The sequence below is a fragment of the Lentzea guizhouensis genome (genome assembly GCF_001701025.1).
GTDB lineage: Bacteria > Actinomycetota > Actinomycetes > Mycobacteriales > Pseudonocardiaceae > Lentzea > Lentzea guizhouensis.
The window spans coordinates 8637335-8652424 of sequence record NZ_CP016793.1 but is presented as its reverse complement, the minus strand read 5'-3'; the positions used below and the strand labels follow the sequence as shown (position 1 = coordinate 8652424).

General features: G+C 69.8%; 15 protein-coding genes. 10 read left to right on the top strand and 5 right to left on the bottom strand.

What is annotated here, in order from left to right:
* The first annotated feature begins 168 nt into the window (after positions 1-168).
* The 5 genes from BBK82_RS41200 to BBK82_RS41185 all read left to right on the top strand — a co-directional run bounded on the left by BBK82_RS41200 (position 169) and on the right by BBK82_RS41185 (position 4729).
* The gene (locus tag BBK82_RS41200) at positions 169-1686 is read left to right on the top strand and encodes a DUF4331 domain-containing protein (RefSeq protein ID WP_237047860.1); all 1518 of its coding nucleotides are present in this window, start codon (positions 169-171) and stop codon (positions 1684-1686) included.
* A gap of 82 nt (positions 1687-1768) precedes the next feature.
* Positions 1769-2935 carry a tetratricopeptide repeat protein gene (locus tag BBK82_RS41195; RefSeq protein WP_218920499.1) on the top strand — a complete coding sequence of 389 codons (1167 nt, stop codon included), beginning with the start codon at positions 1769-1771 and terminating at the stop codon, positions 2933-2935.
* Complete coding sequence (locus BBK82_RS55935) at positions 2932-3060, top strand: hypothetical protein (RefSeq protein ID WP_218920498.1); 129 nt, start codon at positions 2932-2934, stop codon at positions 3058-3060. The genes BBK82_RS41195 and BBK82_RS55935 overlap by 4 nt, the downstream gene beginning before the upstream one ends.
* Positions 3057-4397: a High-affinity nickel-transporter gene (locus BBK82_RS41190; protein WP_237047859.1), complete on the top strand. Its 1341-nt coding sequence runs from the start codon at positions 3057-3059 to the stop codon at positions 4395-4397. The genes BBK82_RS55935 and BBK82_RS41190 overlap by 4 nt, the downstream gene beginning before the upstream one ends.
* Positions 4398-4405: 8 nt before the next feature.
* The gene (locus BBK82_RS41185) at positions 4406-4729 is read left to right on the top strand and encodes a hypothetical protein (RefSeq protein WP_065919764.1); all 324 of its coding nucleotides are present in this window, start codon (positions 4406-4408) and stop codon (positions 4727-4729) included.
* A gap of 172 nt (positions 4730-4901) precedes the next feature.
* Here BBK82_RS41185 and BBK82_RS41180 read toward each other — a convergent pair whose 3' ends face one another.
* Entirely contained in the window at positions 4902-5351 is a 450-nt protein-coding gene (locus BBK82_RS41180) for a DUF4383 domain-containing protein (protein ID WP_237047858.1), read from the bottom strand.
* 140 nt (positions 5352-5491) lie between these two features.
* On the bottom strand, positions 5492-6265 hold the full coding sequence (locus BBK82_RS41175) for an IniB N-terminal domain-containing protein (protein ID WP_154697799.1): 774 nt from the start codon (positions 6263-6265) through the stop codon (positions 5492-5494).
* 234 nt (positions 6266-6499) lie between these two features.
* Between BBK82_RS41175 and BBK82_RS41170 the strand changes: the two genes are divergently transcribed.
* Positions 6500-8800: a helix-turn-helix domain-containing protein gene (locus BBK82_RS41170; protein ID WP_154697798.1), complete on the top strand. Its 2301-nt coding sequence runs from the start codon at positions 6500-6502 to the stop codon at positions 8798-8800.
* A 60-nt stretch (positions 8801-8860) separates the two neighbouring features.
* Here the strand turns inward: BBK82_RS41170 and BBK82_RS41165 are convergent, their stop codons facing one another.
* Entirely contained in the window at positions 8861-10249 is a 1389-nt protein-coding gene (locus BBK82_RS41165) for a KamA family radical SAM protein (protein ID WP_065919760.1), read from the bottom strand.
* Between the two features lie 129 nt (positions 10250-10378).
* Between BBK82_RS41165 and BBK82_RS41160 the strand changes: the two genes are divergently transcribed.
* Both BBK82_RS41160 and BBK82_RS41155 read left to right on the top strand, forming a co-directional pair.
* The gene (locus BBK82_RS41160; protein WP_065919759.1) at positions 10379-10843 is read left to right on the top strand and encodes an FxsA family protein; all 465 of its coding nucleotides are present in this window, start codon (positions 10379-10381) and stop codon (positions 10841-10843) included.
* Entirely contained in the window at positions 10840-11400 is a 561-nt protein-coding gene (locus BBK82_RS41155; RefSeq protein WP_065919758.1) for a GNAT family N-acetyltransferase, read from the top strand. The genes BBK82_RS41160 and BBK82_RS41155 overlap by 4 nt, the downstream gene beginning before the upstream one ends.
* Before the next feature lie 179 nt (positions 11401-11579).
* Here the strand turns inward: BBK82_RS41155 and BBK82_RS41150 are convergent, their stop codons facing one another.
* Entirely contained in the window at positions 11580-11975 is a 396-nt protein-coding gene (locus tag BBK82_RS41150) for an SsgA family sporulation/cell division regulator (RefSeq protein ID WP_065919757.1), read from the bottom strand.
* Positions 11976-12034: 59 nt separating this feature from the next.
* A complete protein-coding gene (locus tag BBK82_RS41145) occupies positions 12035-12514 on the bottom strand; it encodes a hypothetical protein (protein ID WP_065919756.1) in 480 nt (159 codons plus the stop codon).
* A gap of 94 nt (positions 12515-12608) precedes the next feature.
* Between BBK82_RS41145 and BBK82_RS41140 the strand changes: the two genes are divergently transcribed.
* Together BBK82_RS41140 and BBK82_RS41135 are read left to right on the top strand one after the other, a co-directional pair.
* Positions 12609-13568 carry a TIGR03885 family FMN-dependent LLM class oxidoreductase gene (locus tag BBK82_RS41140; RefSeq protein ID WP_065919755.1) on the top strand — a complete coding sequence of 320 codons (960 nt, stop codon included), beginning with the start codon at positions 12609-12611 and terminating at the stop codon, positions 13566-13568.
* Positions 13565-15073, top strand: a complete 1509-nt coding sequence (locus BBK82_RS41135) for an alpha-amylase family protein (RefSeq protein WP_237047857.1) — start codon at positions 13565-13567, stop codon at positions 15071-15073. Before BBK82_RS41140 ends, BBK82_RS41135 begins: the two co-directional genes overlap by 4 nt.
* Positions 15074-15090: the final 17 nt, after the last annotated feature.

The following is a 15090-nucleotide window of genomic DNA, read 5'->3' as shown; positions in this document are numbered from 1 at the left end:
GAACCCGGCAAGCCTTCAGAGCTTTGGTGCCGAACCAGCGTCGTCCTGTCCGCGTGGCGGGTTTCGCTCCGGACGGACGTCGATCCGAAGGGATGGAGCATGTCAGCACCCCCTCCCGCGCGTCGTCGACGACGCGCGGCGGTAAGTCTGATAGCGGTCGGGAGCACGGTGCTCGCGGCAGGTCTGATCGGCGGGTCCGGCCCTGCCGGTGCGTCGAGTCACCGCGAGGCGCCGTTGATCGCGGGTGATCCCGCGGTGGACAACACCGACGTCTACGCGTTCGTCAGCCCGGACAAGCCGGACACGGTCACGTTGGTGGCGAGCTGGTCGCCGTTCCAGGAGCCGCACGGCGGGCCGAACTTCTACCCGTGGGCGACCGACGCCCGCTACGACATCAACATCGACAACGACGGCGATGCCAAGGCGGACCTGACCTACCGGTGGACCTTCCGCACCGAGGACCGCCGAGGCAAGTCGACGTTCCTGTACAACAACGGCCCGGTCACCTCACTGGACGACGAGAACCTGCTGTTCCGGCAGACCTACACGCTGGAACTGATCGACCGCGACGGGCGTGATCGCAAGCTGGTCCGCTCGGGCAAGGTCGCGCCGTCCAACACCGGCCCGGCGTCGATGCCGGACTACGGCGCGTTGCGCACTCAGGCGATCACCGACGTGCCCGGTGGTGGCAAGAGCTTCGTCGGCCAGTCCGATGATGCGTTCTTCCTGGACCTGCGGGTGTTCGACCTGCTCTACGGCGGGAACCTGTCCGAGGTCGGGCAAGACACCCTGGGCGGCTACAACGTCAACACCATCGCGTTGCAGGTTCCCAAGTCGCAGCTGGCGCTCAAGGGCGATGCGACCCGCAATCCGGTCATCGGGGTGTGGAGCGACACCGAGCGGCAGTCGATGATCCTCAGTCCGGGGGAGTCGCGGGCCGTCGGTCCGTTCGTGCAGGTCTCGCGCCTGGGCAACCCGCTGGTCAACGAGGTCGTCGTCCCGGCGGGCCTGAAGGACAGGTTCAACGCGCTGACGCCCGACCAGGACGGCAAGGTGCCCGAGCTGGTCAACCGGGTCACCGACCCGGAGGTGCCCAGGCTGATCCAGGCGATCTACGGCATCCCCGCCCCCGCCACGCCGCGCAACGACCTGGTGGAGATCTTCCTGACCGGCATCACCACCAAGCTCGGCGGGCCGATCAAGGCGGACTTGAACTCGCAGCTCAACAACGCCGACGTCAACCCGAAGCGGTTCACCCCGTCGGAGCAGCTGCGGCTCAACACCTCCGTGCCGCCGGCGGCGTCGCCGAACCGGCTGGGCGTGCTCGGCGGTGACCTGCAGGGCTTCCCCAACGGGCGCCGGCTCGCCGATGACGTGCTCGACATCGGCGTGCAGGCGCTGGAAGGCGCCGCGGTGAGCGGCATCGTGCCCGCCCTCGCGGCCGGGGACAAGGTCGACGCCAACGACAAGGCGTTCGGCACCTCGTTCCCGTACGTGGCGCTGCCGAACAACAGCGCGGTCAACTCCGGCGCGGCGGGTGCGGTGGCACCCGCGGCCGGTGGCGGCGGTGGCGGTCTGCCGGACGGGATGGTCCTCAACGCCGTGCTCGCGGCGTTGCTGATCGGCTCGGGCGTGTGGCTGCTGAGCCGCCGTCCGCTGCGGACCGCGGTCCCCGCGACCGCATGACACCGTGCCGGGGGACGAACGCTTCGCCCGTCCCCCGGCACGGTCCCGCGACCTGACTCGGCAGCAACCCACGGAGCGCGCCATGAACCGCCGCAAGACCACCGCAGTGCTGGCCATCACCGCCGGCGTCGCGCTGCTCGCCACGACCGCGACCGCGCTCAGCCGCGATGACGATCCCGGCCCTCCCGGTCAGGGCGCCGCTGTGGTGCGCAGCGACGTGCAGCGCACCGTCACCGCCGCCCAGGACCGGCTGCGGCGGGTGCCCGGTGACGCCGACACGTGGGCGTTGCTCGGCTCGGCCTACGTCGAGCAGGCCCGGATCACCGGCGACCCGGCCTTCTACGGCAAGGCCCAGGGTGCGCTCGAGACGTCCCTGCGCCACCGGCCGGAGGCGAACGGCCCGGCGCACCTCGGTCTCGGCGCACTGGCCAACGCCCGTCACGACTTCGCCGCCGCCCGTGACCAGGCCGAGCGCGCCCGTGCCGTCCTGCCCGACACCGCCGAGGTCTACGGCGTGCTCGCCGACGCCCTCACCCAGCTCGGTGCCGCCGACGAGGCGCGGGCCGCCGTGCAGCGGATGCTCGACCTCGAACCCGGCGTGCCCTCGTTCACCCGTGCCGCCTACGACTTCGAGCAACGCGGCGAGGTCGACTCCGCCCGCCAGGCCCTCACCCGCGCGCTCGACGCCTCCTCCACGCCCACCGACACGCTGTTCTGCCGCTACCACCTCGGCGAGCTCGCGTTCGACAACGGTGACCTCGGCGAGGCCTCCGCCCAGTACGAGCAAGGTCTGCTGGTCGACCCGCTCGACCCCGCACTGTTGCAGGGGCGAGCCAAGACCGCCGCCGCCCGAGGTGACCTCGACGCCGCGCTCGCCGGCTACGCCGACCTCGTCGCACGGGTGCCCTCACCGCAGTACCTGCACGAACACGCCGTTCTGCTGCGTGCCGCGGGCCGCACCCAGGACGCCGCCCGGCAGTTCGACCTGCTCGCCCAGCAGGAGCGGCTGCTCGCCGCCGCGGGCAGCACCGACGACTTGGCTGCCTCCGTCGCCGCCGACCGGGTGATCCCGCCGCCGCGTTGGCCGCCGCCGAACGCGAATGGGCCCGCAGGCAGCACCCGCTGGTCGCGGACGCGCTCGGGTGGGCCCTGCACCTGGCCGGACGCGACGCCGAAGCTCTTCGCCACGCCGACCAGGCCGCCACCACCGGCTGGCGCAACGCGACGTTCGCCTACCACCGGGGCATGATCCTGCGCGCCCTCGGCCGTGGTGCGGAGGCCGCCGACGCGCTCGAGACCGCGCTGCGGATCAACCCGCACTTCTCGCCGGTGGACGCCCCGGCCGCCCGCGCCGCGCTGGACGGCCTGCGGTGAAGGTGCTGATCGTCCTCGTTCTCGCGGCGCTGGCCGTGCTGATGACTCCGGCGACCGCCGATGCGCACCCGCTGGGCAACTTCACCGTCAACCACCACCACGCCATCACCGTTCATCCTGACCGGGTCGACCTCGTCTCGGTCATCGACCTCGCGGAGATCCCTACCCTGCAGGAACAGCCCGCCGGCCACGTCGGTTACGCCGACCGCGAGTGCGAGGCAGTGCGCCGCGGCCTTGCGGTGCACGTGGAAGGCACGGGCGTGGCGGTGGCTCTGCGCTCGGCGTCGGTCGAGTTCCCACCCGGCGAGGCCGGACTGGCCACCACCCGTCTCACCTGTGCGCTCACCGCGCCGGCGAACCTCGGCGCCGCGGCCACCGTGGAGGTGCGCGACACCTATCGGCCGGGCCGCGTCGGCTGGCACGAGATGACCGCCACCGGCGACGGCATGGCGCTGCTCGACCCGCCCGTGCCGGCGACCAGCTCCAGTGACGAGTTGCGGGCTTATCCCGACGACCTGCTGTCCGACCCGCTGGACGTCCGCGCGGTGAGCTTGCGCGTTCAACCCGGTGCCACGGCGGCGGGCGACACTTCCGCGGCACCAGGCGGCGGCACGTTGCTCGCCTCCGCCACGCGCGCTTTCACCGACCTCGTCGGCCAACGGGACCTCACGCCTTTCATCGGCGTTCTCGCGGTGCTGCTGTCGCTGCTGCTCGGCGCCTCCCACGCCGCGCTCCCAGGACACGGGAAGACCGTCATCGCCGCCTACCTGGCCGGCCGCCACGGCACCGCCCGTGACGCCGTCACCGTCGGCGCCACCGTCACCCTCACCCACACCGCCGGTGTGCTGCTGATGGGCCTTGCCATCAGCGCGTCCAGCGCGCTGGCGGGGGAGTCCCTGCTGAGGGTGCTGGGGGTCGCCAGCGGCATGCTCGTCACCGCCATCGGGGCGTTCCTGCTGCACTCAGCGCTGCAGCGCCACCCTGTCGCCGTCGGGCACGGGCACGGGCACGGACACGGACATGGACATCGTGTGGGGCGTGGCGGTCTGATCGGCATGGGCGTGGCCGGAGGCCTGGTACCCAGTCCGTCGGCGCTGGTCGTGCTGCTCGGCGCGGTCGCACTGGGCCGCACCTGGTTCGGCGTCCTGCTCGTCCTGAGCTACGGCCTGGGCATGGCCACCACGCTCACCCTCGTCGGCCTGCTGCTGGTCCGCCTGCGTGACCGCCTCGCCGCCGTCGAACGCCTCCGCGACCGCTTCACCGCCCTGCCCGCCCTCACCGCCGGGCTCGTCCTCGTCGTCGGCCTCGGACTCACCGCCCGAGCCCTTCTCGAATAGGAGACGCGATGCGCGTTCCGGCTCTGCTGCTGTGCTCCGCCACTGTCCTGATCGCCTGCACCGGCAGCCCCGATCCCGGACCGGTCTTCGACAACGAGAACGGCTCCGAGCTCACCTGCCTGCGCCACCAACCCCAGCCGCCGGGCCCCCGCTACACCGACGAAGCCCTGCGCCGGACCGACCACACCCTGCCGCTGCTGCGCTACTACACCGCACACGGCCGCAAACCCTTCTGCGACGACCAAACCCCCACCGACATCGACAAGCAATGGGCCCAGCTCTACGTGGACCTCGGCGCCGACCGCGCGAACGTGAGCGCGCTTCTCGACTGACTGCGTGACCTGTCGGGCAGAAGACCCGCCGAACCTGTACGGCGGACAACGCGATCCTCAGAAGCCGTGCAGCAGGACCGCGCACGACGAGGACGCCATCGCCGAGATGACGGCGTGGCGTCCTGGTCGTGCGCGACCGATCGCCGGGACGTGCCCGGTCACCCGAAGTCGGTCACTTGCTGCGGCCGGTGAGCACTCCGAGACCGAGCATGCCCACACCCAGACCGAGGTGCAGCCAGTTGTCGGCCGTGTTCACCGGAACGAAGTTCGCGGCACTGTCGTGGTCGATGACCAGGCCGTACAACCAGAGCACGAGGTAGATGACGCCGCCGCCCACGAGAAAGACGGCGGCTGAGCGAGAGGTCCTGGCCATCAGCAGGCCCGCGACCCCGAACGCGGCGTGGACGAGGTTGTGCAGCACGGACACGGCGAAGACACCGAGCAGCAGAGCACCGGCGTGATGACCGGCGAAGGAGAGCTGGTCGTAGTTCGTGGTGATGCCGGGGACGAAGCCGAGGATGCCGACGAGCAGGAACACCGCGCCGACCACCGCTGCGAGCAGCTGGACCGGTCGGCGGGATGCCACGTCGTGGCTGGAGCGGGACGAGTGCGTTGGAGTCAAGAGACTCACCTCCGAAACCTGTGACCTGAACCGACATCGGGGATTCGGCGCTCGGACCGCCGTGGACTGGTCTGTCGACTTCACCCGACGAACGCGGACAGGCCGCCCCGGAGCGCGGTCGGGGCGGTCTGACGAACGAGTCAGAGGCTCAAGTCGAGGTCGTTGAGCACGCCACCCACGTTGACGTCACCGAGCTCGCCGGACAGGTCGCCGATCTTGCCGATGTCGCCGACGTGGCCGACACCGGTCACGTCGCCGATGTCGCCCACGTGGGACACGACGTCGCCGACGTTGCCGATCTCGTCGAGCGACAGGTCGTTGTCCGTCACGTTGCCGACCGCGGAGGTGATGTCGCCGCTGAGCACGTCACCGACGCCGAGGTCGCCGGTGTGCGCGGTGCTGGTGACGTCGCCGACGACGTCGGTGATGTGCGTGGTGTCGAGCACGTCGGTGCCGTTGCTGATGTCGCCGACGGTGTCGGTCACCTCGAGGTCGGTGACGGTCTTGGTGACGTCCGTGACGGTGGTCGTCCCGACGACGTCCAGCGTGCTGGACGGGTCACTGAGCACGTCGAACCCGTTGGTGACGCCGTGTGCGGCGGCGGTCAGGCCCGAGACGGAACCGAGGACGGTGTTGTCGTCGAGCTGCTGGCCGACGGTGTTCTGCAGCGTGCTCATCAGGTCGAGCTGCTGGTCCAGGTCCAGGCCGGAGATCGTCGACCCGAAGTCGCCCAGATCGGTGACCGGAGCGAAGTCGAGCACCAGCGGCAGCAGCTCCTGGATGTCCGCCGGGTGCACGTCACCGAGCCCGGCCGCGTCGAGCGAACCCTGCGGGTCGAGCTGGAAGGCCGACCGGGCGTCGGGGTCGCTGAGCAGGTTGAGGGTGAAGTCGTGCAGCGTCTGCGGCAGGTCCACGTCGAACTCCAGGTGCGTCGTTGTGCTTGTGCCACAGAAAGCTACGAAGAACCTGCGGTTCACCGCATCGGGTGACATGCATGGTCCCGATCGGTCGGGATGGAAGGGGGATTGTTGCCACTGCGAGTAGGGGGATAGGAGGTATCTCCCGATCTTCGTGCCGTGACCAAACCTGAACGGGTGATGCACCGAAGGACAGGTGCAGGAGTCGGTCACCAGGAGGTTCGCACGCTCATGTCCCCCATGTCGGACACGCCGTTGTTGCTCGACAGCGGGACCACCCGAACGCTCGAACGCGCGCGCACCGCGGACCACGTCGTGCTGACCGGACCTGCCGGCTGCGGCAAGACCACGCTGTTGCGCACCTTCGAGCAGGCGATCCTCGTCGACGACGGGCACACGCTCGGCGCTGACGAGGCCGACCGCCTCCTGCGCGAGGCCGTCGCCGGCAGCCGGCTCGTCATCGCCCATCGCCTGTGGCCCGACAACCGCGCCCTCGCCCGCCTCATCAGCGCTTTGCCGGGCTCCGCGGTCCGAGTGTGGCTCCAGCCCTTGTCCCGCGACCACGTCAAGTCCTTCGCCGCCCGCGTGCTGGACGTGGAGGTGAGTGACGAAGTCGCAGAACGCCTGCACGAGCGAACCGGTGGCACGCCGGGGTTCGTGCTGGACGAGCTGTCTCCGGATCCGCGCGCCGCGTTCGCCCGCCACTTCGACGGTCTGTCCGTTGCCGCGGGTGATCTGCTGCTGGCCCGCTCCCTCGGTGCCCCTTTCGACCCCGGCCTGCTCGCGACGGTGCTGGCCCTGGACCTGCCCACCGTGTCGGCGTCCATCGAAGCGTTGAGGTCGGCGGGCCTGCTCAAGGTCGACGGAACGCCGCTGCCCGCCGCCGCCGACACGATCACAGCGCTCGCGCCGGTGGAACAGCGCGTGAGCCTGCTGCGCACGCTCGCCCTCACCCAGGCAGGGCGCTCACAACCGGTGTCGGGATACGCGCGGGTGTTGCTGGAGCTCGGAGTGGTGGATCCCGAGCTCCTCGGCGTGTTCTCCGCCGCCGGCCACGAAGTGGTCAACGACGATCCGGCGTTGGCGGCGCGGTTGTTCACCGCCGCTGGTACCGGATCCTCCGTGCACGTGGCGCGGGCACTCGCTCTCAGCGGTGACCTCGACGGCGCTGTGGACGCGGTGGACCTCGGACACGCCGATGCCGACGCGTTGCTGATCGCCGCCACCGCGCTGACCCTGCGCGGACAGGTCGGCCGCGGGGGTGAGCTGCTCCAGCGCTCGGACAGCGGACTCGCGCTGGGCTTCGCCGTGACCGGTCTGCTCGGCGCAGGCCGGCTCGGTGAAGCCCGCACGGTCCAGCTCGGAACGCGCTCGCAGCCCGCCAGGTCTCTGACCGACACCCTCGGGCATCGGCTGGCCGACGTGGTGCTCCACACCGTCACGGGGCCGCCGATGGCCGCTGTCGCCGCCGCGGTCGCCACAGCCGGGGTGAACCAGGCCGGGGCCCGCACCTCGGTGCAGCCGGACAGTCCCAGCGCCCTGGCCGGGCTGATCTGCGTTCACGCGGGCGAGCTGACCGTGGCGAAGTCGTTGCTCGTCAAAGCCGTGCAGGCCGACGACGGCAGGGGAATGCACGCGGTCAGGCACGAGTTGCTGCTCGCCTGCACCGAACTCTTCGGCGGTGACGTCGAAGCAGCCCGGCGGCTCGTGCACCCGGCCGCATCCGGAGAACCGCGGGAAGCCCTGTTCGCCGCCGCGCTCGAGCTGGGGATCAGCCGCCGCGCCGGAGATCTCCGTGCTGTGCGCTCGGCGTGGGAACCGGCCCAGCAGGCACTCGTCGTGCACCCCGTCGACCTCTACACCCTGATCCCGTTGACCGAGATCGCCGTCGCCGCGGCCCGAATCGGTCAGTTCCACCGCATCAAGACACACCTGGACGAGGCGTGGTCACTGCTCGACGGGCTCGGCAACCCTCCGTTGTGGTCAGTGCTCCCGCGCTGGCACGCCTTCCACGCCGCGCTGCTCATCGGTGACCACACCGCGGCGGAGGAACACCTGGCAACGCTGGAAACAGCGGCGGACGCGCTGCCGTTCGCCCGTGCACTCGCCGCCGCCGCGCGGTGCTGGAGCCTGGCCGGCCGTGGCGACGTGGACCACACCCGAGTCGAGGCGGCAGCACAGGAACTGCACGCTCACGGCATGCGCGTGGACGCGGCGAGGCTGGCCGGGCACGCGGCCATGCACACCACCGACCGCAAGACGATGACCCAGCTGCTCGACATCGCCCGTCAGTTCCACGGCCCGAACGGCGCGCAGGGCGGCGCCGGTGCCGAGGTCCTCAGCGACCGCGAGCAGGAAGTGGCGACGCTGGTGCGCGACGGGCTCACCTACCGCGAGGTCGGTGACGCCCTGTTCATCTCCGCCAAGACCGTCGAGCACCACGTCACCCGCATCCGCAACAAACTCGGTGCGAAGAACCGCCGGGAGCTGGAACGCGCATTGGAGGACATCGACCTGACGATCGCCAGATGATCATTGTGGCGATGGGGCCATTTTCGGAAGTTGTCCAGAAAGCGGCCCCATCGTGTTCCGTCAGGTCTGGTCCGACCACCACTTCTGGCCAGCCTCGCCGAGCGTGGAGATCGGGTCGTAGTAGGGGTAGCGGCGGTCGAGCGCCTCCGGGTCTTCGAGCTCGATCCCGGTCCGGTAGTTCTTGGTCCAGTAGGAAATGCCCAGCTCACGGTCGTATTCGGCGAGCTGGTGCACCCACCGCTTGCCCACGTACGGGACGTCGCAGACGATCCGCGGCGTCGCATATCCCGGCAGGTAGCCCATGATCGCGTGCTGCAGCTCCTGCGCCTCCCACACCGCCACCCGCCAGTGCTCGGCGTTGGGGATCATGTCGCACATGTAGAAGTAGTACGGCAGGATGTTCGCTTCGCCTTGCAGCGCGAAGCACAGGTCGAGCAGGTCGGCCGGTGTCGCGTTCACGCCCTTCATCAGCACACCCTGGTTGCGCACGTCCCGCACACCGACCTCCAATGCAGTGCGAGCAGCCTCGGCGACAAGAGGCGTCACGGACTGTGCGTGGTTGACGTGCGTGTGGATCGCCAGGTTGACACCGCGGCGGGATGCGGTGCGGGCCACGCGTTCCAGGCCCTCGACCACGCGGGGCTGCAGCCAGTGCTGGGGCAGGCCGGCCAGGGCCTTGGTGGCGAGGCGGATGTCGCGGACGGTCTCGATGTCGAGCAGGCGCATCAGGAACGACTCGAGCTGTGGCCAGGGGACGTTGGCCACGTCGCCGCCGGAGACCACCACGTCGCGGACGCCGGGGGTCTTCTTCAGGTAGTCGATCATCTGGTCCTGGCGGTCGACCGGCTTGAGCGAGAGCTTGTGCTTGTCGATCAGCGGGGTGGAGTTGCCGACCAGGTCCATGCGGGTGCAGTGGCCGCAGTACTGCGGGCAGGTGGAGACCATCTCGGCCAGCACCTTGGTGGGGTAGCGGTGGGTCAGGCCCTCGACGACCCACATCTCGGCCTCGTGCAGCGAGTCGCGCTGGGAGTGCGGGTGTGACGGCCAGCGCGGGTCGCGGTCGGAGGAGACCGGGAGCATGTAGCGGCGCACCGGATCGGCGAGGAACGCCTCGGTGAACGCGTCGGGGGAGAGGTCGGCGTCGACCGCCATCGTGTTGAACATCTGCGGCGGGATCAGCATCGACATCGTCGCGAAGGTGTCCACGTCCTTGGCGAGGTCGTCGTAGAACCTGTCGGTGAGCAGGTCGCCCGCGACCTTGCGGAGCTGCTTCACGTTCTTCACGCAGTTGACCCGCTGCCACTGGGCGTCGCGCCACTGCGCCTCGGTCACGTGCGCCCAGCCGGGGAAGCGGCGCCAGTCGGGTTCGACCAGCTCACGGCGGACGTACGTGTACGGCTGGCGGTCCAGCCGCTCCAGCGCTGTGGGGGCGTCGTGCAGCGCAGTCATCCGTACTCCTCAGCGTCGAGGTTGCGTAAAGATATCCTGTCACACCGCTAGCGTGCCGTAAATATTTCGGCTCGGGCGCTGGTGGAGGCGGTGTGGGAGCAACTTCGAGCGCCTGTACGTTGTGCTGGTATGCCCCTTTTCGCGCTGCTGCTCGTCGGGATGTTCGCCGAGATCGCGGTCATGATCGCTGTCGGCAACGCGATCGGTCCGCTCGCGATGATCGCGTTGCTGCTGGTCGGCACCCTCGTGGGGCTCACGCTGGTGCGCAGGCAGGGCGCGCAGACGATGGCCGCGTTCTCCGAGTCGGTCTTCAAGCGTCAGCAGCCGCACCAGGAGATGGCCGACGGGGTGCTCATCGCCGCGGCCGGGGCGATGATCATGGTGCCGGGCTTCATCAGCGACGTGGCCGCGTTGTTCCTGCTCTTCCCGCCGACCCGCCGCCTGGTGAGCCGCCGCATCGCCCGCAAGGCTGAGGCCGCCGCGCTCAAGTTCGAGCACGAACGCCGCTTCGGCCCCGGCCAGGTCGTCGAGGGTGAGGTCGTCACGGTCGACGCCGACCCGGTCGTCATCACCGAGCGTCGCGAACTGCCGTGATCCGCGCGTACCACCCCGCCGACCTCGACGCGCTCTACGACATCTGCCTCGACACCGGCAACGGCGGCCAGGGCGCACGCCACCTGTTCGACGACCCGCGCCTGCTCGGCCACGCCTACGTCGGCCCGTACGTCGCCTTTGAACCCGACCTCGCCTTCGTGGCGGAGGACGACGACGGCGTCTGCGGCTATGCCGTCGCCACGATCGACAGCGTCGCCTTCGAAGACCGCGTTGACCGCGACTGGTGGCCAGACCTGCGCATCCGCTATCCGATGTCACCCAGCGCGAACCGGGTCGTCCGCCACATCCACCACCCGGCGCGCGTCGACCCCATGCTCGCCATCGACTATCCCGCGCACATGCACGCGAACCTGCTGCCGCGTGCAAAGGGCAAGGGGATGGGCGGTGGGCTCGTGCGCGCGGCGCTCGAACGTCTGGAGAAGGGCGTCCATGTGCACGTGCGCCGCCACAACACACACGCCATCGGGTTCTGGCAGCACCTCGGGTTCAAGCAAATAGCCGTGGGGGAGAAGCTGGTGCTGGGGCTGAGGCTGTAACCCCCAGCACGGACGAGCTCTCAGTCTGCGACCCGCACCCCGGTGCTCGCCTAGCGACTCCAGCACCGCCGCCACCAGGTACGCCGTGTCGTGCACGACAGGTTGGTCTGTCGGTCGAGAACGGCTCACGAACTCCGCGCCCGTCACGACGCCCCGCTCCTCGAACGCCCGGCCGCGGCTCAGGCCAGCAGGTCTTTCAGCAGCAGGTCGAAGTCCACGACCTCCCGCCCGGCGGGAACGACCTGGTAGGTCGAGTTCAGGAAGCGGTCGAGCTCGTCGGCGGACAGGTGGAACACCGCGTGCGAGTCCTCGGTGAAGAGCTCGAGCACCAGCACGTCCCCCTCCTCACGCCGCAGCCGCACGTCGCCGACCCCCGCCGGCGCCAGCAGCCCCGCCGCGAGCAGTTCCCGGCCCACCAGCCAGGTCGACTCCTGTCCGCGCGTGTGGAACCGCAGCGTCACGGCGTGCGGATCGTCCGTGCGGTAGTGGAGGTCGACGTCCATGGGTTCGATCGAGCCGTCCGGCCTGATGAACTGGACAACGGTCGCCGTCCCGACTCGGGTCTCGTTGTACATCGCCGATCCTCCTCAGCTCCGAGGTGCTGAGGAGGACACGGACGTCACGTGGAATCGGTTCAACTCACCGGCGAGACGATGATGCCGAAGTCGACGAGACCACCGACCGGGGACGGCCAGGGAACGGTCACGGTGTCGCCGCGGGTGCCGTTACCAGGCAGGATGAACCGGATGTGGTCAACGGGCTGCGGCTTGGCCTTCTTCGGCGCGCTCATGTAGACGACGGCCTCGCTGTCGGCGTCGACGGTGATGAACTCCGGCCACTCCTGCGGCTGGCCGCCCGCGATCGGCACGTCCAGGTCGGTCTCGCCCTGCAGGAAGCGCACCTCGCTGAGCATCCCCCGGATGGTGCACGGGCCGTTGCCGGCCGTCTGCAGGTGGATCGCGAACAACCGGTCGGCCGCGACCGGAGCCCTGCCCTCGCTGACGGTGATGAGCAGGTCCTCGCTGCCGCACCAGCCGTCGTCGGTGGCGGCGACCGCGGGACTCGCCGCTGCGGCGAGGGAAAGCGCGGCCACTGCTGCGATGCGGAACGTCATCGTTCAACTCCCCTGAGTGAAGTGGATCTCAACTCGGGAACGCCGGAACCGCCGGAGAGGTTGCCTCGATCTTCGTCCTGGGTACCGAAGGGCCATGACCGTTTACGGCATCCACGCGTCACATGAGCAGATTCACCCGAGCGAGCTGCTCGCCGCCGTGCAGCGGGCCGAGCAGGCCGGCTTCACCGCCGCGATGAGCTCCGACCACTTCGCCCCGTGGAGCGAGCGGCAGGGCCAATCCGGGTACGCGTGGTCGTGGCTCGGCGCCGCGCTGCAGGCGACCGCGCTGCCGTTCGGCGTCGTCACCGCACCCGGCCAGCGCTACCACCCGGCGATCACCGCGCAGGCGATCGGCACGCTCGCCTCGATGTACCCCGGCCGGTTCTGGGCCGCGCTGGGCACCGGCGAGGCGAGCAACGAGCACATCACCGGCGACGGCTGGCCGCGCAAGGACATCAGGACGCGGCGGCTGGAGGAGTGCGTCGAGGTGATCCGCGCGCTGCTCAACGGTGACGAGGTCAACCACGACGGCCTGGTCCGCGTCGACCGCGCCCGGCTGTGGACGCTGCCGAGCGAGGCGCCGCTGCTGATCGGCGCCGCCGTCAGCCCGGAGACCGCGCGCTGGTGCGCGTCGTGGGCGGACGGCCTGATCACCGTCAACGCCGCGCCGGAACGCCTGCGCGAGGTCGCCGGCGCCTACCGGGACGCGGGTGGCCGCGGCAAGCTGCACCTGCAGGTGCACGTGAGCTGGGCGCAGAACCTCGACACCGCCCGCAAGATCGCACACGACCAGTGGCGCACCAACGTGTTCCGCCCGCCGGTGTGCTGGGACCTGGAGCTGCCGGAGCACTTCGACGTGGTCGCCGAGAACGTGCCGATCGAACAGATCGAAGGCGTCGTCAACATCTCCGACGACCTCAAGTGGCACGCCGAGCAGCTGCACGAGTACGCCTCGCTCGGCTTCGAGGAGATCTACCTGCACCACGTCGGCCAGGACCTGAACCCGTTCATCGACGCGTTCGGCGAGCACGTGCTGCCGGAGGTGACCGCGTGATCCGCACCTCGGACGTGTGGTGGAAGAACGCCGTCCTCTACTGCCTGGACGTGGAGACGTTCTCCGACAGCGGCTTCCGCGGCGCCACCGAACGCCTCGACCACCTGCACGCACTGGGCGTCACGTGTGTGTGGCTGATGCCCTTCTACCCGACGCCCGAACGCGACGACGGCTACGACATCTCCGACTTCTACTCCGTCGATCCACGCCTCGGCTCGCTGGGCGACTTCGTGGAGTTCGTGCGCGCCGCACGGGACCGCGGCATGCGCGTCATCGCCGACCTCGTCGTGAACCACACGTCCGATCAGCACCCGTGGTTCCACGACCCCGACAAGCGCGACTGGTACGTCTGGGCCGACGAGCCGCCCGAGGACGGACCGAAGGGCATCACGTTCCCCGACAAGGAGAACTCGCTCTGGGAGTACTCCGAAGAGGTCGGCAAGTACTACCTGCACCGCTTCTACAAGCACCAGCCCGACCTCAACGTGGCCAACCCCGCCGTGCGCGACGAGATCGCGCGGATCATGGGCTTCTGGATGGAGCTGGGCCTGAGCGGCTTCCGCGTGGACGCCGTCCCGTTCCTGCTGGAGCACCAGGAACCCTCCGACGCGGTCGAGCTGCCCGACCCGCACGACTACCTCACCGACCTGCGGGCGTTCCTCAACCGCCGCAACGGTGAGGGCGTGCTGCTCGGCGAGGTGAACCTGCCGTACAAGGACACGATGGCCTTCTACGGCCAGGGCGTCGGCGACGAGCTGACCATGTGCTTCGACTTCGTCGGCATGCAGGCGATGTACCTGGCACTGGCGCGGCGGACGAGCGGGCCACTGGCGAAGGCGCTGCAGGAACGCCCTCAGCCACCGCGCGACGGGCACTGGGCGACGTTCGTCCGCAACCACGACGAGCTGACGCTGGACAAGCTGCCGGTCGACGAACGCCAGGAGGTGTTCGACGCCTTCGGGCCGGATCCTTCGATGCAGCTCTACGGTCGTGGTTTGCGCCGGAGGCTGCCCGGCATGCTCGACGGGGACCAGCGCCGCATCCGGATGGTCTACAGCCTGCTGTTCACGCTGCCGGGGACACCGGTGCTCTTCTACGGCGAGGAGATCGGCCTGGAGGAGGACCTGTCGCTCGAAGGCCGGCTCGCGGTGCGCGTGCCGATGGACTGGGAGGAGGCGGGTAAGCAGCGCCATGACCCCGACTCGTTGCTGGCGTGGATGCGCCGTCTGGTCGAGCTCTACCGTGAGGCCCCTGAGTTCGCGTGGGGCGCTGTGCAGGTGCTCGACGTTGGCGACCCGACCGTGTTCGCCCATCGCGCGGACTGTGACGGTGGCTCGGTGATCGCCGTGCACAACTTCGCCGATCAGGAGATCACGGTGCGCGTCCCGGCCGGCGGAGTGCTCACGGACCTGGCGACGGGCGGCACGGTGAAGCCGGCCAAGACCGGTGCCAAGGTGGATCTGGCGCCCTACGACTGCCGCTGGTTCCGTGTAAATCCTGAGTGATACTTGCGGGATCTCAA

Excerpts from the sequence above, each read along its gene's own strand:
- BBK82_RS41195 (WP_218920499.1), top strand. The coding sequence starts at position 1,769 with ATGAACCGCCGCAAGACCACCGCAGTGCTGGCCATCACCGCCGGCGTC.
- BBK82_RS55935 (WP_218920498.1), top strand. The coding sequence starts at position 2,932 with ATGATCCTGCGCGCCCTCGGCCGTGGTGCGGAGGCCGCCGACGCGCTC.
- BBK82_RS41185 (WP_065919764.1), top strand. The coding sequence starts at position 4,406 with ATGCGCGTTCCGGCTCTGCTGCTGTGCTCCGCCACTGTCCTGATCGCC.
- BBK82_RS41170 (WP_154697798.1), top strand. The coding sequence starts at position 6,500 with ATGTCCCCCATGTCGGACACGCCGTTGTTGCTCGACAGCGGGACCACC.
- BBK82_RS41165 (WP_065919760.1), bottom strand. The coding sequence starts at position 10,249 with ATGACTGCGCTGCACGACGCCCCCACAGCGCTGGAGCGGCTGGACCGC.
- BBK82_RS41160 (WP_065919759.1), top strand. The coding sequence starts at position 10,379 with ATGCCCCTTTTCGCGCTGCTGCTCGTCGGGATGTTCGCCGAGATCGCG.
- BBK82_RS41150 (WP_065919757.1), bottom strand. The coding sequence starts at position 11,975 with ATGTACAACGAGACCCGAGTCGGGACGGCGACCGTTGTCCAGTTCATC.
- BBK82_RS41145 (WP_065919756.1), bottom strand. The coding sequence starts at position 12,514 with ATGACGTTCCGCATCGCAGCAGTGGCCGCGCTTTCCCTCGCCGCAGCG.
- BBK82_RS41140 (WP_065919755.1), top strand. The coding sequence starts at position 12,609 with ATGACCGTTTACGGCATCCACGCGTCACATGAGCAGATTCACCCGAGC.